Source organism: Bradyrhizobium sp. UFLA05-153, assembly GCF_054185185.1.
On the sequence record NZ_JBBIAM010000002.1, the window covers coordinates 225951 to 245457 of the forward strand.

Consider the following 19507-nt stretch of genomic DNA (forward strand, 5'->3'; position numbering starts at 1 on the left):
GGAGCCGATATTGAGCTATCGGTAGAATCCGAGAACTGCCTTGGTCTCGAGATACTCCTCCATGCCCTCGATGCCATATTCCCGGCCGTTGCCGGAACGCTTGTAGCCGCCGAAAGGTGCGTTGGGGTCCCAGTCGGGATGGTTGAGATGAACTTGACCCGACCGGATCTGCCTGGCGACGGTCCGCACCGTCTCCATATCGGTGCCCTGCACATGGGCGCCGAGGCCGTAGACGGTGTCGTTGGCGATCGCGATCGCCTCGTCCACGGTGTCATAGGGAATGATCGACAGCACCGGGCCGAAGATCTCCTCCCGTGCGATCCTCATGTCGCGATGGACGTTCGAGAAGATCGTCGGGCGCGCATAGAGGCCGATCCGCAGGTGGGCCGGCCGACCTCGCCCGCCGATGACGAGCCTGGCACCTTCCTCCAGGCCGACGCCGATCATGGTCTGCACACGCTCGAACTGTGGCCGGTTCGCAATCGGACCGTGAGTCGTGTTTTCCGCAAGGGGATCGCCGACCACCAGTTCCGAAGCGGCCGCAGCCGCCAAGGTCTCGACCTCTTCCATGCGTGAGCGAGACACGAGCATCCGCGTCGGCGCGCTGCAGGACTGGCCGAGATTGCGGAAGGCGGCGCCGACGCCGAGCGGAACAGCACGGCCGAGATCGGCGTCCGGCAAGATGATATTCGGCGACTTGCCGCCGAGCTCCTGGGCAACGCGCTTGACGGTGGGCGCCGCCGCTTGCGCGACGAGAACGCCGGCGCGCGTCGAACCGGTGATCGAGATCATGTCGACCTCTGGATGCGACGCCAGAGCGGCGCCCACGATCGGGCCTGTCCCATTGACGAGGTTGAACACGCCGGACGGGCAACCGGCATCGTCCATCGCTTCCGCGAACAGCAAGGCGCTCAGCGGCGACAATTCGCTCGGCTTCAACACCACGGTGCAGCCCGCCGCGAGCGCGGGTCCCACCTTGGCGGTGATCTGGTAGAGAGGCCAGTTCCATGGCGTGATGAGGCCGCAGACGCCAACGGCCTCGCGCATGATCGCGGTGCTGCCGCGCGCGGCGATGAACGGATAATTCGCGAGATTGTCGCGGGCGACGCGGATATGTTCGGCAGCCAGCGGCACCTGAGCGCGGCGCGCGTAGGTGATGGCGGCTCCCATCTCGCACGTGAGGGCCTGCGCGAATAGCTCCAGCCGCTGGAGGAGCAAGCCATGAACCCGGTCGAGCAGCGCCGCTCTCTCAGCAGGCGGTGTCATGGACCAGCCCGCGAAGGCTCGTCTGGCGGCTGCGATCGCGCAGTCCACATCGTCGTCATCGCCGAGCGCGATGTCAGCGATCGGCTGCTCCGTCGCCGGATTGACGACAGTTGCTGCTGCCGTGACTGATCCGATCGGCTTCCGCCATTCTCCGTCGATGTAGAAATTTCCGAGGAAGCCGGCTTCCGTCAGGTGTCGAAGGGGCGAGGTCATTGGAAGCGATCCTTGATCCGGTAATAGGCGCCGATCAGCGCAGGAACCAGGGGCCGAGCTGGCCGGGAATGGCCGGCCAGGCCTACCAGCCGCGCATCCGGGGCCATCGGGCGTGAATCGCGTCGCTGCCGGCGGAGACGACGTTGTACAACTCGTGTTGCGACGCCGTCGCACAGGCGTGATTGGGGAGAATCCTGACCTTCGCGCCGATCGGAAGATTGGGCAAAGCGTGCGCCGACCCGGGCCTGATGGCGAGGATCCCGTGCTCCTGGCTTGCTTGCGAGACGATCAGGTCGGGATAGACCTTGCCGGCCACCTCGCAGACCAGACCATATCCCTGGTCAACCCGCTGCGCCGCGGTGCCGCGGTCGCGCGACAGCGCCATCCACCCCGCATCGACCAAAATCCAGCCCTTTTCCGGCTTCGTGCCGATGACCGTGGCGAGCACCGAGATCGCGATGTCGTCGGTCGTGCAGACACCGACGCCGTGCATGACCAGATCGAAGAACATGTAGACGCCGGCGCGCATTTCCGTGACGCCGGTCAGATCTTCGGCAAAATGGGCGGTCGGCGTCGAGCCGGCGCTGACGACAGGACATTCATGGCCCGCCGCCCGCAATGTCGTTGCGGCTGCGACGGCCACGGCGCGTTCGTTCTCCGCAGCCGCGGCAAGGGCCGCCGGCATGCTGAGGCTGTAGGATTCGCCGGCATGGGTGAGAACGCCGGCAAGCTTGACGCCGGCCTCGGCCAGGGCCGTCGCGACGGCCAGGAGCTTGGGATCGGTCCCGGTCAGCCCGCCGCGATGACCGTCGCAGTCGATCTCGATGAAGGCGGACGGTGTCACACCGGCTGCGCGCCCGGCCGCGCCAAGCATGGCGGCCTGCTCAGGCGAATCCAGCAGCACCTTGATGTCGATGCCTCCTTTCCGCAGGCGCATCGCCCTCGCGGCGGTGTGAGGTGCAAGTCCCACGGCATAGGTGATGTCCCGGAAGCCATGCTGCGCGAAGTACTCCGCCTCCGCCAAGGTTGAGACAGTGATTGGTCCCACCCCCGATGGATAGGCGCATTGGGCGACGTCAATGGATTTCGCTGTCTTCATATGGGGACGCAGCACGATGCCTTGCGCGGCCATACGAGAGGAGAGGCGCGAGAGATTGCGATCCAGTCGGTCTCTGTCGAGCAGGAGAGCCGGTGTTGCCAGCGCGCCGAGCGTCGCGGCTGCCTGGTCCGAACCGGCGTCCAGGATATCCGTTCTGTCCATCTCCACCCGCAGCATCCCGATGTCCCCTAGCCAAATGACTGGTTGGCGAGCCCAAACATGCGCGCCGGTCCAGTCCATGGAGCCGGCGTTCCCAGCACCATGGTTGTGGCATCGCTGACGCGCTGCAGGCCGATGCTTTCGAGCCATTCCCCGAGCTGCGAGGAGGCAGGAGTGTCGATCCGGGCGAAGACAGGCCCAAGCCGCACGATCGTGAATTCAATCAGCGCGCGCGCATCGGTCGGGCTCTCGGCCACCACGGGGCCGATGACATGCCCGCTGCCGAAAAGGCGAGAGATGGCGTAGCCGCGAAGTATGCCGTCACGCAGCAGGACATAGCCGTTACCGCTGTCAAACAGCCGATTCAGCAACTGCCGCCGCTCCAACCCCGTAGCGGCGCGGTCGAGCCGCGCGATCGCCTCGAACTCCGATCCGACCATTGGTCTGAGGCCCGACCGCGGCGGCTCGTGGCTTCCATTTGGAATTCCCTGGTACTGATGGATGATCCCGGTGGGCACAAAGCCGCGGCGGCGATAAAGCATGATGCCTTCGGCCGTCGAATTCAGCGCGATGGTCCGTGGGCCCGCCGACGCCAGCAACGCGTCCATCAGCCGCGCCCCATAGCCACGGCCCTGAGCGGCCTTCGCGACAATGATCATGCCGGCGGAAGCATGAGTCTCGCCATACGGCCACCAGGCCGCGGTCCCGATCACCGTCCCGGCGCGCTCCAGAACAAAGCCATTGCCCAGCTGCAGCGCGACGTCCCAATCCTCGATCCGGTAGGGCCAGGACATTTCTTGCGAGAGCTTCAGGGCGCCTTCCAGATGCGATCTGGCGAAGGGAAGGAGGACCACGTCCTCATTGTCGCAATGCCCGACTGGATAAGCGGCGGCTGTCATGATCGTTCGACGTCTCTTGCTCGGGTTGCCGGACTACTCGCCAGCGCCTGACAGCGGGAGGCCATCTCATGATCCCCCCGCAGTTCGCAGCGTAGCTTGGGGCCGACAACATTACGCAGCCGGACTGGCGCAAAGTTCGGCATAGAATTTCATTGATGATGCGGCAGCAGGATCAATCTGCTGTCCAGCGCCAGGCGGCCTCTCAGAGGGCGAATTCACGTCTTCCAGTCCAGGACGATCTTGCCGCAGTTGCCGGTGCGCATGATCTCAAATCCGGCCTTGAACTCTGTGACCGGCAGGCGGTGCGTTATGATTTTCCGGATGTCGAGACCGCTTTCGAGCATCGCGAGCATCTTATGCCAGGTCTCGAACATCTCCCGCCCGTAGATTCCCTTAACGGTGAGGATCTTGAAGACAAGCTTGGTCCAATCGACCGTCGCGGGCCGAGCAGGGATGCCGAGCATCGCTATCTTGCCGCCCATCACCAGATTTTCGACCATTTGGTCGAACGCGGCGGGCGCACCGCTCATCTCGAGCCCGACATCGAACCCTTCCTTCATGCCGAGGCGCTGCGTCACGGACCGAAGATCTTGCTTGCTCACGTCGACGGGAACAACGTCAGCAACCTCAGTCGCCAATGCCAAGCGATGCGGATTGACGTCGGTAATCACGACGTGCCGCGCACCAACGTGCCTGGCAACTGCGGCGCTCATGATGCCAATAGGACCGCCGGTGATGAGCACATCCTCCCCAACGAGGTCGAACGACAGTGCGGTATGGACGGCATTGCCGAGCGGATCGAGGATGGCCCCGATCTCGTCATCGATCGCATCAGGGAGCGGCACGACATTGAAGGCGGGCAAACGCAGATATTCGGCAAAAGCTCCGGGAATATTGACACCGATCCCCTTGGTTTCAGGATCCAGGTGAAACCGCCCTCCCCGCGCAGCGCGGCTGCTCGTGCCGACAACATGGCCCTCACCCGAAACGCGCTGACCAATCGCGAATCTCGTGACGTTCGCGCCCAGCTCGGCGATCTCGCCTGCATACTCATGGCCGACGACCATCGGGACAGGGACGGTCCGCTGCGCCCACTCATCCCAAGCGTAGATATGGATATCCGTGCCGCAGATCCCAGTCTTGTTGACCTTGATGAGAACGTCATCCGGTCCGATCTGCGGGATCCCCCGTTCGTCGAGCCAGAGCCCCGGTTCGGCGGCTGCTTTGACAAGAGCTTTCATGAGAGCACCTTTGTAACCATCAAATCACGCCGAGCGCTTTGCCGGCATCGGTGAAGGCATCGATCGCCTGTTCAACGTCTTTCTCGGTCAAGGCGGCGGACATCTGTGTCCTGATCCGCGCCCTTCCTTTGGGGACGACGGGATAGAAGAACGCGGCGACGTAGATGCCGCGTTCATCCAGCGCGGCTGCCATATCCTGCGCCAGGCGCGCGTCCTGCAGCATGACTGGAATGATTGGCGATTCTCCCGCGAGCAACTCGAACCCGGCCTTCTCCAAGCCCGACCGAAAGCGCCGTGTATGCGCAGCAAGGAGCTGCCGTCGGTCGTCGGCCCTTTCCGCGATCTGGATCGCCTTGATCGATCCCGCCGCCACTGCCGGAGCGAGGCTGTTGGAGAAGAGATATTGACGCGCTCGCTGTCGAAGCAGATCAACAATGGGTTGCGACGCCGCAACAAAGCCGCCCATCGCGCCACCCAGGCTCTTGCCGAGCGTCCCCGTGACAATATCGACCTGCCGGCTTGTGCCTGTCAGCGTCGGTGTGCCGCGGCCGGCTTCGCCCAGATGGCCGGTGGCATGGCAGTCATCGACCATGACAACAGCGCCGTACTTCTCGGCCAAGGCGCAAATGGCGGGGAGCCTGGCGACGTATCCGTCCATCGAAAACACGCCGTCCGTGGCGATCAATTTGAACCGAGCCCCGTCCCTGTCGGCTTCTTTGAGCCGATCCTCAAGCTCGTTCATGTCGCCGTTGGCGAAGCGGTAGCGCCTCGCCTTGCAAAGACGCACTCCGTCGATAATGGAAGCGTGATTGAGAGAATCCGAAATGATGGCGTCGTCGGCCTCCAGAAGCGGCTCGAAGACCCCGCCATTGGCGTCGAAGCAGGCCGCGAACAGGATGGCGTCATCCTTGCACAAATAGCGGGCGATCGTGCGCTCGAGTTCGCGGTGCAGGGTCTGCGTGCCGCAGATGAAGCGCACCGATGCCATGCCAAACCCGAACTCATCCAGACCTCGCTTTGCGGCTGCGACGACTTCGGGATGATTGGCTAGGCCGAGGTAGTTGTTTGCGCAAAGATTGATGAGTTCGCGCTCGGAAGACTGCCAACCGACACTGATCCGGCCCGCCTGGGCGCTCGTGATGACCCGCTCGCGCTTGTACAGCCCTTCGGTTTCGATCTGCGCAAGAAGCTCGCGAACCCGGCCTGCTAGAGTCGACGCCATGTTACCCCCAATCCTCGCTGCCGCAGTTTCGACGATCTTGATGGTGCTTCCCGAAGTCCGCGCAACATGTGTTCGAAGTGGCTGGGGTCGTGTGGCTTGAGTAGCGTCGCGTGGCGTGGCCGATAGACGTCCCAGAGACGCGACAGCCAGAACCGAAACGCCGCTGCGCGCCGCATGGCCGGAAGCAGCATGCGTTCCGACGGAGTTAGCTCGCGGACGCTTCCATAGGCGCCGAGCAACGCGGCAGAGCGTTCGACGTCGTCGCAGCCGCCAGCACCATCGACGCACCAGTCATTGAGGCAAACCGCGATATCGAACAGCAGCGCTTCGCATCCGGCGAAGTAGAAATCGAGGACACCGGACAGCTGCCCGCCCTCGAACAACGCATTGTCGCGAAAGAGATCAGCGTGCACTGGCCCTCGGGGAAGCTGCCGGTAATCCGAGGACAAGGCGATCTGGTTCTGATAGGCTAGTTCGCTGTCCAGCAGCGAGCGCTGTCCAGCAGATACGCAGGGGCTGAGCACCGGCACGACCTCGTTCCACCATTGCAGACCCCGCGGATTGGCCTGTTCTCGCGGGTAATCGGTCCCGGCCAAGTGCAAGCGCCCCAAAAACTGCCCAACCGCATTGCAGTGGGCGGCCGTGGGCTCAGTCTCGCTTGCACCGGGACGCCTGTCGACGACTGCCGCGGGTCGCTCCCTCAGCGTGTGAAGAATTGCGCCATTTGCGTCAGCAACCGGATCCGGCACAGGCATGCCCCGCGTCGCAAGATGCTTCATAAAGTGCAGGTAAAACGGCAGTTGCTCGAATGTGAGACGCTCAAACAAGGTGAGCACGTAGGTCCCACCATCCGTATCGACGAAGTAGTTGGTGTTCTCAATTCCGCTGGTGATGCCGTGAACGGAATGGGGTGCACCTAGACCCAGCGCTCGAAAGAACGCGGCGACCTCGTCGAACGTCAACTCGGTAAAGACGGCCATCGTGCAGCACCTCCCGGTCCGGACTCGTCTGTTCAGCTGCCTTGCACGACGTCGGCGATGTAGTTCTCGACCGCCTCTGCATCTGCCGGAAGGACTCTGACCCGTTTCGGCAAATCTTCGATGCCATCGAAACGTTGCGGGCGATCCGGCTCGCGACCTAACGCTTCCCTGATCGTCGCTACGAATTTGATGGGAAGTGCCGTTTCGAGAACGATCATCGGCGTCTCGGGACTTACATGCATACGTCCGACCTTCACGCCGTCGGCAGTGTGTGGATCGATCATGGTGCCGTAACGGTCCCAGGTGTCCCGGATCGTCGCGAGCCGTTCGGCGTGAGTGCTCTTGCCGCTGCGGAAGCCGAAGCGAGTAGCCGCCTTTGCGAAGCTGGGATCTCCGCTCAGATCGAACGACGCTCGCTCACGGAGCTGATCGTCAAACAGCAATTTCGTTCGATTGGCGTCGCGACCGAGCAGATCGAACATGAAACGCTCGAGATTCGAGGCTTTGGAAATGTCCATGGAAGGGCTGGATGTTTCCAGCGTGTCCGCGCGGCTTCGAACGCGATAGATGCCGGTGCGGAAGAACTCGTCGAGCACGTCGTTTTCGTTGGTTGCAAGGACGAGACGAGAGATCGGAAGCCCCATCATGCGCGCAACGTGACCGGCGCAGATGTTGCCGAAGTTTCCTGAAGGCACGGCAAAGCTCACGCCTTCCGGCGCCGTTTCGGACGCTTGCAGGTAACCGGAAAAGTAATAGACGACCTGCGCGACCAACCTCGCCCAGTTGATCGAATTGACTGCCCCGATGTTGTATCGTCGCTTGAATTCCAGGTCGCCTGACGCGCGTTTGACGATGTCCTGGCAATCGTCGAACACGCCGTCTATCGCGATGTTGTGGATGTTGTCGTCCTGAAGGCTGAACATCTGAGCTTGTTGAAAGGCGCTCATTCGTCCGTGGGGCGAGAGCATGAACACCCGTACCCCCTTCTTGCCGCGCATGGCGTATTCTGCCGCGCTGCCGGTGTCGCCACTGGTCGCGCCAAGAATGTTCAATTCCTCGTGTCGCCGCTCCAATTCGTACTCGAGCAGATTGCCGAGCAATTGCATGGCCATGTCCTTGAACGCCAGCGTAGGGCCGTTCGACAGGCCTTGCAGGTAAAGCCCTGGCTCCAGCTTTCGCAGCGGCGCGATAGCAGGACTTCCGAATACCTCCGAGGTATAGGTCTTTTCACAGATTGCCTTCAGGTCGGCCGGCGGAATGTCGCTGACATAGAGCGACAGGATTTCGAAGGCCAGGCTTGGGTACGGCAAGCTACGCCACCTCTTTAGCGTAGCGCTGTCCACGCGCGGGTAGCTCTCAGGAACGTAGAGCCCACCATCCTGCGCGAGCCCCTCGAGCAATATCTCGCAGAACTGCTTGCGGCCCGAATGGCCGCGTGTGGAGACGTAGTGCATCGATGCTCTTCTTTCGAGAAGCGGCAGTGCCGCTGGTTGGACGCTATGCTGCCGGCCCTTCAGCGGCTGGCGCGCCACAGCGCGATCCGGTCCCGCATCCGATAGCCCTGAATGAAGGCGGGCATGAACCAGGGATTGCCTCGATAGAACGGGATGAAGGCCGGAGGGCGGAAGTCAAAGGCCGTGCGCGCCCGCTCCTCATGCCCCATGAGCTTGTGGGCTGCATGCATACCGACCCAAGGCGCCCAGACCACGCCCGAGCCGCAAAAGCCGGTGGCATAGACGATGCCGTCCTTCTCGAAGATGCGAGGAATCATGTCGCGGTTCATCGCCACGTTGCCGAACCAGCTGTGCGAGAGGCGAACGCTCTCCAGTTCCGGAAACAGATTGATCAGGCCCTTGCGGAGAAGCAGCTTCGGGGCGACTGGATCGCCGACGCGGGAGCTGTCGCGGCCACCGAGCAGAATGCGTTTGCCGTCCGGCGAAGGCCGGTAATAGAAGCCGACCTCCCGATTCTCGGTGATCATCATCCGTTTCGGCATCAGCCGCGTCATGACGTCTGGCGCGAGTTGCTCTGTCGCAATGATCCGGCTGCGGACCGGGACCAACCTGCGACGCAGGAAGGGCACGGCACCATCGGTGTAACCATTCGTGCAGACCAGCACCTGACGTGCCTGCACCAAGCCGGCCGAAGTGACGACGCAGAATCCGGAGCCATCCCTCTCGATCGAGATGACCTGTGTTCGACCGTGGAGGGTCACCCCCGAAGCGAGCGCGACGCGCAGGAGTTCGGCGTGAAATTTCGCCGGATGCAGCCCGCCGATGTCCATCCGAACCGTGCCGCCGCGATAAACATCCGTGCCGATGTACTTCCGCTGCTCGGAATAGGGAACTGCGTAAGCCTCGATCCCAAGCCTCTTCGCGAGCCTCTCCGCGGTCCGCGCCATGGATTCGTATTGTTCATAGCCGAATGCGCTTTTGAACTGTCCCACCGGCTGGAAGTCGCAGGCAAGCCCTTCCGTCTTGATGAAATCGTACAGGAATTCGCGTGCGCTCTTGCCTTCGGCCTCGATCGCCAGCGCCCTCTCCTCCCCGAACCGCCGCGTGAGCGTCGCGAAATCCGGCCGAATGGTTCCGCTGGTGATCCCGCCGTTGCGCGTAGAAGCTCCCTCTCCCGGATCCATCGCATCGAACGCCGCAACGGAACGTCCTTCGCGCGCCAGCACCAGACCGGCCGAAAGCCCGGCATAGCCCGCGCCCACGATCAGCACGTCGAGCTTCTTGGGCAGTGGCTGTTGGGGCAGCGGCTTGAGCGGTGAGGCTTCCCACCAGTAGGGCGTCGCCTTCTCGTCAACTCTCGGCGCGTGCATGGCGGTTGCTTCTCGTATGTTCAGCAGTGGCTCGGCTGGAATTATCAAATGTGGTCGTTTCGAACGTCGAGGGCATCTCGCAGGCCGTCGCCGATGAAGTTGAAGCTCGTCACCGCAATCGTAATTGCGGCACCGGGAATGATGGCGAGCCATGGAGCGCTCGCCAGGTATTGCTGGGCGCCGTTGAGCATGTTGCCCCAGCTCGGCAGCGGCGGCTGGATGCCGTAGCCGAGGAAGCTGATATAGGCTTCCAGAAGAATCGCGCGGGCGACCGCCAGGCTTGCGGCGACGATGATGGGACCCATGGCATTGGGCAAGATCTCGCGGAACATGATATGCTTACGACTGAGCCCCACCATGCGTGCAGCCTGGACAAACTCGCGCTCGCGCAGCGAGCGGACTTCGGCCTCGACGATCCTGGCAGTTTCCATCCAGCTCGTGACGGCAATGATGACCGTGATCATGACGGGACTCGGCCGCAGCGTCGCGGCCAGCGCCAGGACGAGGAAGATCGAGGGATAGGACAGAAAGCCGTCCACGGTGCGCATCAGCGCCGCCCCGATCCAGCCACCGCGATAGCCCGCCGTGACGCCGACAAGGGTGCCGATCAGCGTTGATAGCAACATCGCCGAGAAACCCACCAGCAGCGAGATGCGCCCGGCCATCAGGAGCCGTACGGCCAAGTCACGTCCCAAGGGGTCGGTTCCCAAGTAGTGGTGACCGCTGAGAGGCGGAGCAAAGCGGGCGCGCAGATCGATTTGGAGGGTGTCGTAAGGCAAGGCATAGGGACCGAGGACGCACGCCAGCACGAGCAGGCTGATCATCGCGATCCCAACGAGCGCCAGATGATGACGCATGAAGCGGTACACCGCACGGCTGTGCCACCAGCGAGCCGGAGCTGAGTGTGCGACGATGGCGGTCATGACTTGCCTCCTGTAACAGGCGTGAGCCGGCGGGCTCACCCCAGGCGAATGCGCGGGTCGACGGTGGCGATGATGATGTCTGCGATCAGGTTGCCCAACACGACCAGGATGGCCGAGAATATCAATAGCCCCATCACGACCGGATAGTCGCTGTAACCGAGACTATCGAGAAACAGCCGACCCATTCCGGGCCACGTAAAGACCGTCTCGGTGACCAATGCGCCGGTCAGAATGCTGGGCAGCTGCATCCCCGCTAGGGTGATCATCGGCAGCAACGCATTGCCTACGACATGCTTCAGCAGGATGCGACGCTCGCTAACGCCCTTGGCGCGGGCGGTCTTGACGAAATCCTGACTTAGCGCATCGAGAGTCGCCGTGCGCATGTAGCGGCTCCAGATTGCGACATGAACGAGCGACAGCACCAAGCTCGGCAAAATCAGGTGATGCAAATAGTCCAGCACCGAGCCATCGCCGATCGTGTACATGTTACCTGCAGGAACCCACCCGAGCTTCAGGGTGAAGATGTAGATGCCGATGAGGCCGAACCAGAAAGTCGGAACCGACAGGGCAACCATGGCGCCGACGGTCGCGCAGTAGTCAAACAGGGAGTAGCGATGGGTGGCGCCGCGGATTCCGATCCAGGCGCCGGCGGCGATCGCAAATGCGGTGGACGTACCCATGAGCAGCAGCGTCGCCAGCAGGTGTCGACCAATTACCGCCAGCACCGAAGAGCCATCGCGGAAGGAGTGTCCCCAATCGCCCTGGAGCAGCCGCCAGGCCCAATCGAGATACTGTATCCATAGCGGCCGGTTCAACCCGAGCTGCGCTGCGAGCCGCTCCACATCCTTCTGGGTCATGCCCGGATCGAGCCCGAACTGCGCGAGAGGACCGCCCGGCATGAGGTTGAGAACCGTGAAGCCGATGATCGAGACGATCACCAGCAGCACGATGCTCTGCGAGAGACGATTGAGCAGGAACCCGGACATTCGAGTCACCATGTTGGCGTTGCAGCATCACTCCAGCGCCGACCTCGGCCACGGGCCTCGGCCGGCAGCACATCAGCTCGCCCAATACCAGGCCAGCGCGTTCCAGGATTCCGTGCGCGTATTGCCATTCGGCACGAAACCGTTGATCCCCTTCTTGAGGCCTTCGACCGCATTGCTCTGGTACAACGGAAGGAAGGGCAGATCGCGACGGACAAGTTCCTGGATGCGAGAGTAGATCGCGCGCCGGGCTTCAGGATCGAAGGTCCGCGCGCCCTTGTCGAGCAGGGCATCGACCTCCGGATTTGTATACTGTGCATTGTTCGAGCCGCGACCGCCTTTCACTGCGATCGAACGCGAGTGCAGGCGATTGGTGACGTCCGGGTCGGCGCCGATCAGATACGAGCTGCCGACGATCACGGAATCGAACTGCGATTGCGTCCAGAACTCGCCCCACATCACGGCGGCCGGCAGGTTCGATATCTTCATCTCGACGCCCAGCTGCGCAAAGGTCTGCTGCAGGAACTGCTGCACCTGTTCGCGCAGGGGATCGCCGGACGTGGTCGAATTGGTAAAGGACAGGCGAACGCCGTTCTTGGCACGAATGCCGTCCGCGCCCTTTGCCCAGCCGGCCTGATCGAGGATCTTGCCCGCGCGGTTCAAGTCGAATTGGTGCAGGGGCAGATTGGAATTGAAGAAGAAGGACTGCCGCGGCATGAACGTCTCTGTCGGCGTCGGCACCCCGTAATAGAGCCCCTGGATGATCGCCTCCTTGTCGATCGCCGCGTAGAGCGCCTCGCGAACAGCAAGCTCCTTGAACTGCGGGCGCTCGAGGTTCAGGTAGAAGGATTCGAACGAGGTCCTCGGGACGAGGGTCACGACGCGGTTCGGCAGCGTCTTGGCTTCCCCGTAGTGGTCTGGGGTGATGTAGGGCTGACCCACCAGATCAACGTCGCCGCTCTTGAATTGGGTGTAGAGGACGGTGAGATCGGGAATGTATTTGAAGACCAGCCTCTCGATGTGAGGACCTTCACCGAAATAGTCGGGGTTAGCTACAAGCTCGAGATGATCGCCGGCGACCCGCTGGCCCCACTTGAACGGACCGGTGCCGACCGGCGCCTGATTGAAGGCGGCGTTGTTCGGATTGGCCTCCTTCTCGAGGATGTGCTTGGGGATGATGAAGGTTTCGGTCAGGAAGGACAAATAGGGCGCAAAGGGCTCTTCCATTCGCCACGAGATCTCCGTCGGCGAGATCACTGTGATGTCGCGCACGAGAGCATGTCCGGCGGTGCGCCAACTCCGGAAGTTGGGGTTCATGATCAGTTCGAGCGTGAACTTCACGTCCTCGGCGCCGAAAGGCGTGCCGTCGTGCCAGCGAACGTCGTCACGCAGGCGGATGCGCCACTTGAGACCGTCCTCCGAAATTCCGCCATTCTTCTGGTCCGGCACTTCCGCCGCAAGGTTGGGCTGAATGACGCCTTGAGGATCGATGCGGAAGAGCGCATCGAAGACCGAGAAATGCACGCCATCATCGACTTCGATGTGCACCATCAGCGGATTGAAGACGGTCGGCTCTTGTCCGAGCCCGACGATCACACGACCGGTCGGCTTTGCCGCAGAGGTACGTGCGAAGGCGGGCTTACCAAGAAGGTTCGGCGTGATGAAGACAGCAGCTCCGCCGAACGCCACCATTCGCAGGGCATCGCGCCGCGAGTAGTTCGATGAATCCGCAGAACGCTTGGTCATAACGTCTCTCCTTGCTTGGGGTACTCGACGTAGCCTTCATGTTGGAGCATGCCTCCGGGCTGCTCGCCCGGGATCGCCGCTACCAGTTCTCGCGTGTAACTGGAGTTCGGAGCGAGAAAGATCTGGGATGGCGGTCCGCGTTCCACGATTTGTCCTCGATGCATGACCGCGATTTCATCGCAGATCTGGCTGGCAACGCGCAGATCATGGGTGATGAAGATCATCGAGACGCCCGTCTCGCGCTGAATCTGGTCCAGCAGCTTCAGGATCTGCGCCTGGATCGATACATCGAGCGCTGAAACGGCCTCGTCAGCGATCAGCAGCTTCGGCTTGAACATCAGCGCCCGGGCGATGCCGATGCGTTGGCGCTGCCCGCCGGAGAATTCGTGTGGATAGCGATCGAAGGCTCCTGAATCGAGACCGACATGGAACAGAAGCTCCCGTGCTCGCTCGCAGGCTTCACTGTGGCGCATCCCATGCGCGACCGGACCAACTGTCAGAATTTGCCCGACCGTCGATCGCGGATTGAGCGAGGCAAAAGGATCCTGGAAGATCATCTGGATTTTTGGCCGCAGCGGCCGAAACTTGGCTTCCGAAAGCCCAGCAAGGTCGCGGCCCTCGAACAGAATCGAGCCGCTGTCGCTGTCCATAAGCTTGATCAGCAGTCGGCCGAGCGACGATTTCCCCGAGCCGCTTTCGCCGACGACGCCCAACGTGCGCCCCGACGTGAGATCGAAGGTGACGCCATTGACCGCGGGCACGATGCGCTGCGTACGGAAAAGTGCGCTGCCGCTGCGATAGGTCTTTACAAGGCATTCAACCTTCAGGATAGGTCCCCTGTCGGCAGCGTCCAAGGGATCACGGTCCGTGGCGGTCAGGTGCGGCACGGCCGCGATCAGGCGCCGCGTATAGAGGTGGCTGGGCGACTTCAGCACCTGCTCGGCACTGCCCTGCTCCACGCAATGGCCTTTCTCCATCACCACAACGTAGTCGGCGATCTCGGCCACGACGCCGAAATCATGGGTGATGAACATGACGCTCATCCCCTTGCGGCGCTGAATGTCGCGGATCAATTTGAGGATCTGCGCCTGAGTCGTCACGTCCAGTGCGGTGGTCGGCTCGTCTGCAATCAGGATCGCGGGCTCTAGAGCCAGAGCCATGGCGATCATCACGCGCTGACGCTGTCCGCCCGAAAGCCGGAATGGATACTGGTGATACATCAGCTGCGGATCGGGCAGACCCACTTCAATCAACAGGTCGATGGCCCTGCTGCGACGGGAGGCCGACGTGCCGACATCGTGTGCGGCCATCACCTCCTCGATCTGCGCGCCCACGGTCATCAGCGGGTTGAGTGCCGAGAGAGGGTCTTGAAAGATCATTGAAACAACGCGGCCGCGCAGGCTTCGGAGCTTGTCGCGCGAGAGGCTCACGATGTTCGTCCCATCCAGGTGGATGGCACCCGCAGAGACCCGGATCGCCTTCGGCAGAAGCCCCATGATCGCGTTGGCGGTGACGGACTTGCCCGATCCGGATTCCCCGATGATACAGAGAATCTGTCCGCGTTTCAGATCGAAGGAGATATTCTCGACGGCGTGGGCCCGCTCCATTCCTTCAGGCAGACTCACGGTCAGCTCGCGCACCGACAGCGCGACATCGGCGGGGCTTGCCACCTGGATGCCAGAGGCCATAAGAGCATCCTCCCCTTTCAAGCCAATTCCGTCATCTTGCTGCGGCCGGCGCCTTCGGCTCCTTGCGCCTCCACGCTCCCTGGACAGGTCGACAACTCGCCCCTCAACTTGCCATTCCTTCATTGGAGACTGCGACATGATTCAGGCCTCTTCGCGCAAGAAGCAAGAGCGGTTGCTCAGAGCGCAGCGCCGACCCGATCGGCCATTTCGATCAAAGCGAACCTCAGCTGACATCCACGTCATGACTTGATCGCTTCTGCGAAGGCCTGCTCCGGGACACGGCTCATGCAAGTTGCCTCCGCGGACTTTCGCCGATCGATCGACTGGTTCTGCCGATCTTGACGATTTGAATCAGCCCGGAGTCGCCGAAAGCCGGCATCGAAGCAGCAGGAACTTCTGAAAACGAAGTCCGATTTGGCATTTCAGTCTGCGCCGCCAGGCCTGCCGTGGCGCTTGCCGGGAAGCGCGCGATGGATTGCAGGAGCACGTGCATTCGTCTCGCCGCCTGCAAGCTGCAACGCAAGCAAAGTATTTTCGCAATAATAGCCTGTGTCAAAGGCAATAAACCGCAGGATATTCGGTCTCATGACCAAAGTCCGCGGAGGCCTGCCGCAATTCCTCGGTTACGCTACGCAACCACCGGAGATCCCAGTCCGATGAGCGCGCCGCTCCTGCATATCAAATCCAGTCCATCCCTGCCTCGTGAGGCGGACGTCGTCGTTATCGGCGGCGGCGTCGTGGGCGTGTTCGCAAGCTACTACCTCGCCCGTCGCGGCCTCAAGGTTGCCTTGCTTGAGAAGGGCCGCGTCGCAGCCGAGCAGTCTAGCCGCAACTGGGGATGGTGCCGGCAACAGAACCGCAACGCGCGCGAGTTGCCGCTTGCAACCAAGAGCCTCGATCTCTGGGAGAGAGTTGCCGAGGAGACCAGTGAGGATACGGGTTTTCGTCGCTGCGGGTTGTTGTATTTGTCGAACGACGAAAGTGAGCTGGAGGGCTGGGCCAAATGGCGAGACTTCGCCAGAACGGTGGGCGTCACGACGCACATGTTGAGTGCGGAAGAAGCGAGCGAGCGAGGCAAGGCGACGGGCCGCAAATGGAAAGGCGGCGTCTTCTCTCCAACCGATGGGACGGCAGATACCTCAAAGGCGGTGCCCATCGCCGCGCGTGCGATCATGGCGGCGGGCGGCACGGTGCATCAGCAATGCGCGGCGCGCGGCTTGGAGCTCAATGGCGGCCGGGTCAGCGGCGTGGTGACCGAAGCCGGCACGATCCGGACGAAAACGGCGGTCATGGCAGGAGGCGCGTGGGCCTCCTCATTCTGCAACCAGTTGGGAATTCGTTTCCCGCAGGCATCCGTGCGCCAGTCGATTCTCGCGCTGGCTCCTGGCGCCCCCGGCCTGCCTGATGCTCTTTACACCGGGCTCGTCTCGCTCACCCGGCGGGGCAATGGTGGATACACGCTCGCTATCAGCGGGCGCGCGCGAGTTGACCCCACGCCGCAGCAATTCAGATTCGGCCGCGAATTCCTGCCCATGTTCGCCCGCCGGTGGCGAAGTCTCAGCCCTGGGGCTTTCGAAGGGCTGCGGCAGGGCCATGAAACGCTGACTAAATGGGGGCTGGATGAGGTGACCCCGATGGAGCTGAACCGCACGCTCGATCCTCGCCCTGACATGAAGCAGATTCGGGCGACGCATCGACGAGCTTGCAAGCTGCTGCCGGAACTTGAGCACGTCGAAATCTCGAATGTCTGGGCCGGCTACATCGACAGCACGCCAGACGGCATCCCCGCAATCGGCGAAGTTCAGTCGATTCCAGGTTTCGTGCTGGCCGCAGGGTTCAGCGGCCACGGCTTCGGGATCGGCCCAGGCGCCGGGCGTATGATCGCAGACATCATTGCGGGCAGCGCGCCAATCGTCGACCCGCGCCCTTACAGGCCGGAGCGGCTGAAAATGAGCGCCTGGGGCAAGGTCAGCGACTTCTAGAATCCAGTTTCCACCCCCGGTGGGAAAAAATGCTGGTTGGTGTTATGACAATGCCTATGACGCTAAAGCCTCAAAGCCTTGACGCCGTTGTCGGGCCCATCTCATGGCATTGCTATGAAGCTCGATAAGATCGACATCAGGATTTTATGCGAATTGCAGAAGAACGGGCGGATTTCCAACGTCGAGCTCGCCGAGCTGATAAACCTGTCCCCGAGCCCGTGCCTGATGCGAGTCAAGAGGCTACAGTCGGAGGGCTTCATTACCGGCTATTCCGCCCAGATCGACGTTGCCAAACTCGGTCAAACTCTGACTGTCTTCGCCGAAATCACCCTCAAGAATCACCGGCAGATCGATTTCGCGCGCTTCCTCACAACGATCGAAAAGATTGATTCCGTTGTCGAATGCCATCTCGTCTCGGGCGGGTACGATTATCTTGTGAAATTCATCACGGCAGGGATCAGCGAATACCAGGCGGTGATGGAACGCCTGGTCGAGATGGATATCGGTATCGACAAATACTTCAGTTTCGTCGTGCTGAAGTCGCCGATCGTGAAATCTCATTTGCCTCTCGAAAGCATATTCAACGGCTAGAGGACAGGCTCGATCCTTATCCTATCATGGCCGCGCGAACGTCCTTGTCTTCGAGCGTCTGGTCGAGAGTCTTCCTGGTCCGCTCGATGATGCCGTCGATGTCCGCGTCCGTGCAGCACAGCGGCGGCGCATAGCCCAGTACGCCTTGCGCGAAGGCTCGGATGACGAGACCGTTGTCCCAAGCGCGGTCAAAAATGCGGCGCGCCGCGTCGGCTTCCGCCGGCAGAGGCGTCTTGCGCTCCTTGTCAGTCACGAGCTCGATCGCAGCCAGCATGCCGCGACCCCTGATATCGCCGACGAGTGGATGATCGGCCAGCGCGCGAAGACCCTCCATGAGCCGATGCCCGGCCTTTCGGCCGTTTTCCAGCAAGCCGTTTTCATAGAGATCAAGGCACGCAAGTCCGACCGCCGCGCTGACGGGATGGGCGGAATAGGTGTAACCGTGGCCCACGGCCGCCTTGCCGGCACCATCGGCAATGGTGTTGTAGACGCGGTCCGACATCAGAACGGCCCCCATCGGCACATAACCCGAGGTCAGTCCCTTTGCCGTGGTCATGAGATCCGGCACGACGTCATCCTCTTCACAGGCGAAGAGCGGACCGACTCGGCCAAAGCCGGTGATGACCTCATCCGCAACGAACAGAATGTCGTACTCCTTGCAAACACCATGCATGGCCTTGAGCCAAGACGGCGGCGGAACGAGAACGCCCCCTGATCCCTGTATCGGCTCGACATAGAAGGCGGCGACGCGTTCGGCGCCGAGCTCGGCGATCTTGGCCCGCAGAGCGGCGACCGACGCCGCAATGATAGCCTGGGGATGGGAACCGACAGGATTGCGATAAGCGTAGTGCGACGGGATTTTGTGCTGCCAGTCGTATGGTACTCCGAAGCCCGTATGAAAGGCCGGCAGCGCGGTCAAGCCGGCCCCCGCCGTCGACGATCCATGGTAGCCAGACTCGACGGAAATGAACTGATCCTTCTGTGGCGTACGCTTGGCATGATAATAGTACCGAATGAACCGGATCGTGCTGTCGACGGCATCGGAGCCGCCCAAGGTGAAATAGACATGGTTCAGATCGCCAGGCGCCAATTCAGCCAGCCTTGCGGCGAGCCGGATAGCCGGGTCGGAGCCCAACCCGAAATAGCCCGTCGCATAAGGGAGCTCGCGGAGCTGCTTCAAAGCCGCTTCAACGATGCTGTCCTGTCCGTAGCCCGCATTGACACACCACAGGCCGGCGAAGCCGTCCAGCAATTGACGGCCCGAGACATCGGTCAACGTCGCGCCCCTGCCTGACTTCAGCACGCGGACGCCAGTCGCCTCGTGGCTGCGATAGGATGAGACCGGATGAATCAGATGCGCGCGATCGAGTTCAATCAGCGAGTTGCTCAACATGTCGTCCTCCAGATCAACCGCAAGATTTGTGCGGCTACCCCGATGTTTTCGCACTCAACGTAGGATGACCAAGACAGCAGTTGCTCTCAGGCTGAACACGGACGAAGGGCATTTTGACTGTCATTGACGATCGGCGCCGCATCTTATGCCGGCATCGGCCTACGCAAGGCATTTGCGCTCACGCAGGAGGCGCCTTTTCGCACAACTCTCTGCCACAGCTCAGATCCGATACGACACAATCTGCTCCCGGCCGCCGCGACATCGGCGCTTTGTCTTGTCTGCTGCTCGCTATGATGCT

General features: G+C 61.9%; 16 protein-coding genes. 2 read left to right on the forward strand and 14 right to left on the reverse strand.

Features of this window, described 5'->3' with window-relative positions:
- Positions 1-15: 15 nt before the first annotated feature.
- From Q2941_RS02425 to Q2941_RS02485, 13 genes are all read right to left on the reverse strand, one after another.
- Positions 16-1479 (reverse strand): aldehyde dehydrogenase family protein, encoded by a 1464-nt coding sequence (locus Q2941_RS02425; RefSeq protein ID WP_458191519.1) that lies wholly within the window; start codon positions 1477-1479, stop codon positions 16-18.
- A gap of 82 nt (positions 1480-1561) precedes the next feature.
- Positions 1562-2740: an alanine racemase gene (locus tag Q2941_RS02430; RefSeq protein ID WP_458191520.1), complete on the reverse strand. Its 1179-nt coding sequence runs from the start codon at positions 2738-2740 to the stop codon at positions 1562-1564.
- A gap of 26 nt (positions 2741-2766) precedes the next feature.
- Complete coding sequence (locus Q2941_RS02435; RefSeq protein ID WP_458191521.1) at positions 2767-3636, reverse strand: GNAT family N-acetyltransferase; 870 nt, start codon at positions 3634-3636, stop codon at positions 2767-2769.
- 215 nt (positions 3637-3851) lie between these two features.
- Entirely contained in the window at positions 3852-4877 is a 1026-nt protein-coding gene (gene tdh, locus Q2941_RS02440; RefSeq protein WP_458191522.1) for an L-threonine 3-dehydrogenase, read from the reverse strand.
- Between the two features lie 19 nt (positions 4878-4896).
- Positions 4897-6099, reverse strand: coding sequence for a glycine C-acetyltransferase (locus tag Q2941_RS02445; RefSeq protein WP_458191523.1), 1203 nt, complete (start codon positions 6097-6099; stop codon positions 4897-4899).
- Positions 6084-7079 carry a homoserine kinase gene (locus Q2941_RS02450; protein WP_458191524.1) on the reverse strand — a complete coding sequence of 332 codons (996 nt, stop codon included), beginning with the start codon at positions 7077-7079 and terminating at the stop codon, positions 6084-6086. The genes Q2941_RS02445 and Q2941_RS02450 overlap by 16 nt, the downstream gene beginning before the upstream one ends.
- A gap of 32 nt (positions 7080-7111) precedes the next feature.
- Positions 7112-8533, reverse strand: a complete 1422-nt coding sequence (gene thrC, locus Q2941_RS02455) for a threonine synthase (RefSeq protein ID WP_458191525.1) — start codon at positions 8531-8533, stop codon at positions 7112-7114.
- A 59-nt stretch (positions 8534-8592) separates the two neighbouring features.
- Positions 8593-9903: an NAD(P)/FAD-dependent oxidoreductase gene (locus Q2941_RS02460; RefSeq protein WP_458191526.1), complete on the reverse strand. Its 1311-nt coding sequence runs from the start codon at positions 9901-9903 to the stop codon at positions 8593-8595.
- A gap of 44 nt (positions 9904-9947) precedes the next feature.
- Positions 9948-10826: an ABC transporter permease gene (locus tag Q2941_RS02465; protein WP_458191527.1), complete on the reverse strand. Its 879-nt coding sequence runs from the start codon at positions 10824-10826 to the stop codon at positions 9948-9950.
- A gap of 35 nt (positions 10827-10861) precedes the next feature.
- Complete coding sequence (locus Q2941_RS02470) at positions 10862-11812, reverse strand: ABC transporter permease (RefSeq protein WP_458191528.1); 951 nt, start codon at positions 11810-11812, stop codon at positions 10862-10864.
- A gap of 72 nt (positions 11813-11884) precedes the next feature.
- Complete coding sequence (locus Q2941_RS02475; RefSeq protein WP_458191529.1) at positions 11885-13555, reverse strand: peptide ABC transporter substrate-binding protein; 1671 nt, start codon at positions 13553-13555, stop codon at positions 11885-11887.
- Positions 13552-15243 (reverse strand): ABC transporter ATP-binding protein, encoded by a 1692-nt coding sequence (locus Q2941_RS02480; protein WP_458191530.1) that lies wholly within the window; start codon positions 15241-15243, stop codon positions 13552-13554. Before Q2941_RS02480 ends, Q2941_RS02475 begins: the two co-directional genes overlap by 4 nt.
- Positions 15244-15526: 283 nt before the next feature.
- The gene (locus Q2941_RS02485) at positions 15527-15736 is read right to left on the reverse strand and encodes a hypothetical protein (protein WP_458191531.1); all 210 of its coding nucleotides are present in this window, start codon (positions 15734-15736) and stop codon (positions 15527-15529) included.
- Between the two features lie 163 nt (positions 15737-15899).
- Here Q2941_RS02485 and Q2941_RS02490 point away from each other — a divergent pair, with 163 nt between their 5' ends.
- Positions 15900-17225, forward strand: coding sequence for an NAD(P)/FAD-dependent oxidoreductase (locus Q2941_RS02490; protein ID WP_458191532.1), 1326 nt, complete (start codon positions 15900-15902; stop codon positions 17223-17225).
- Positions 17226-17339: 114 nt separating this feature from the next.
- Entirely contained in the window at positions 17340-17816 is a 477-nt protein-coding gene (locus Q2941_RS02495; RefSeq protein ID WP_084805038.1) for an Lrp/AsnC family transcriptional regulator, read from the forward strand.
- Between the two features lie 16 nt (positions 17817-17832).
- Here the strand turns inward: Q2941_RS02495 and Q2941_RS02500 are convergent, their stop codons facing one another.
- On the reverse strand, positions 17833-19209 hold the full coding sequence (locus Q2941_RS02500; protein WP_458191533.1) for an aspartate aminotransferase family protein: 1377 nt from the start codon (positions 19207-19209) through the stop codon (positions 17833-17835).
- Positions 19210-19507: the final 298 nt, after the last annotated feature.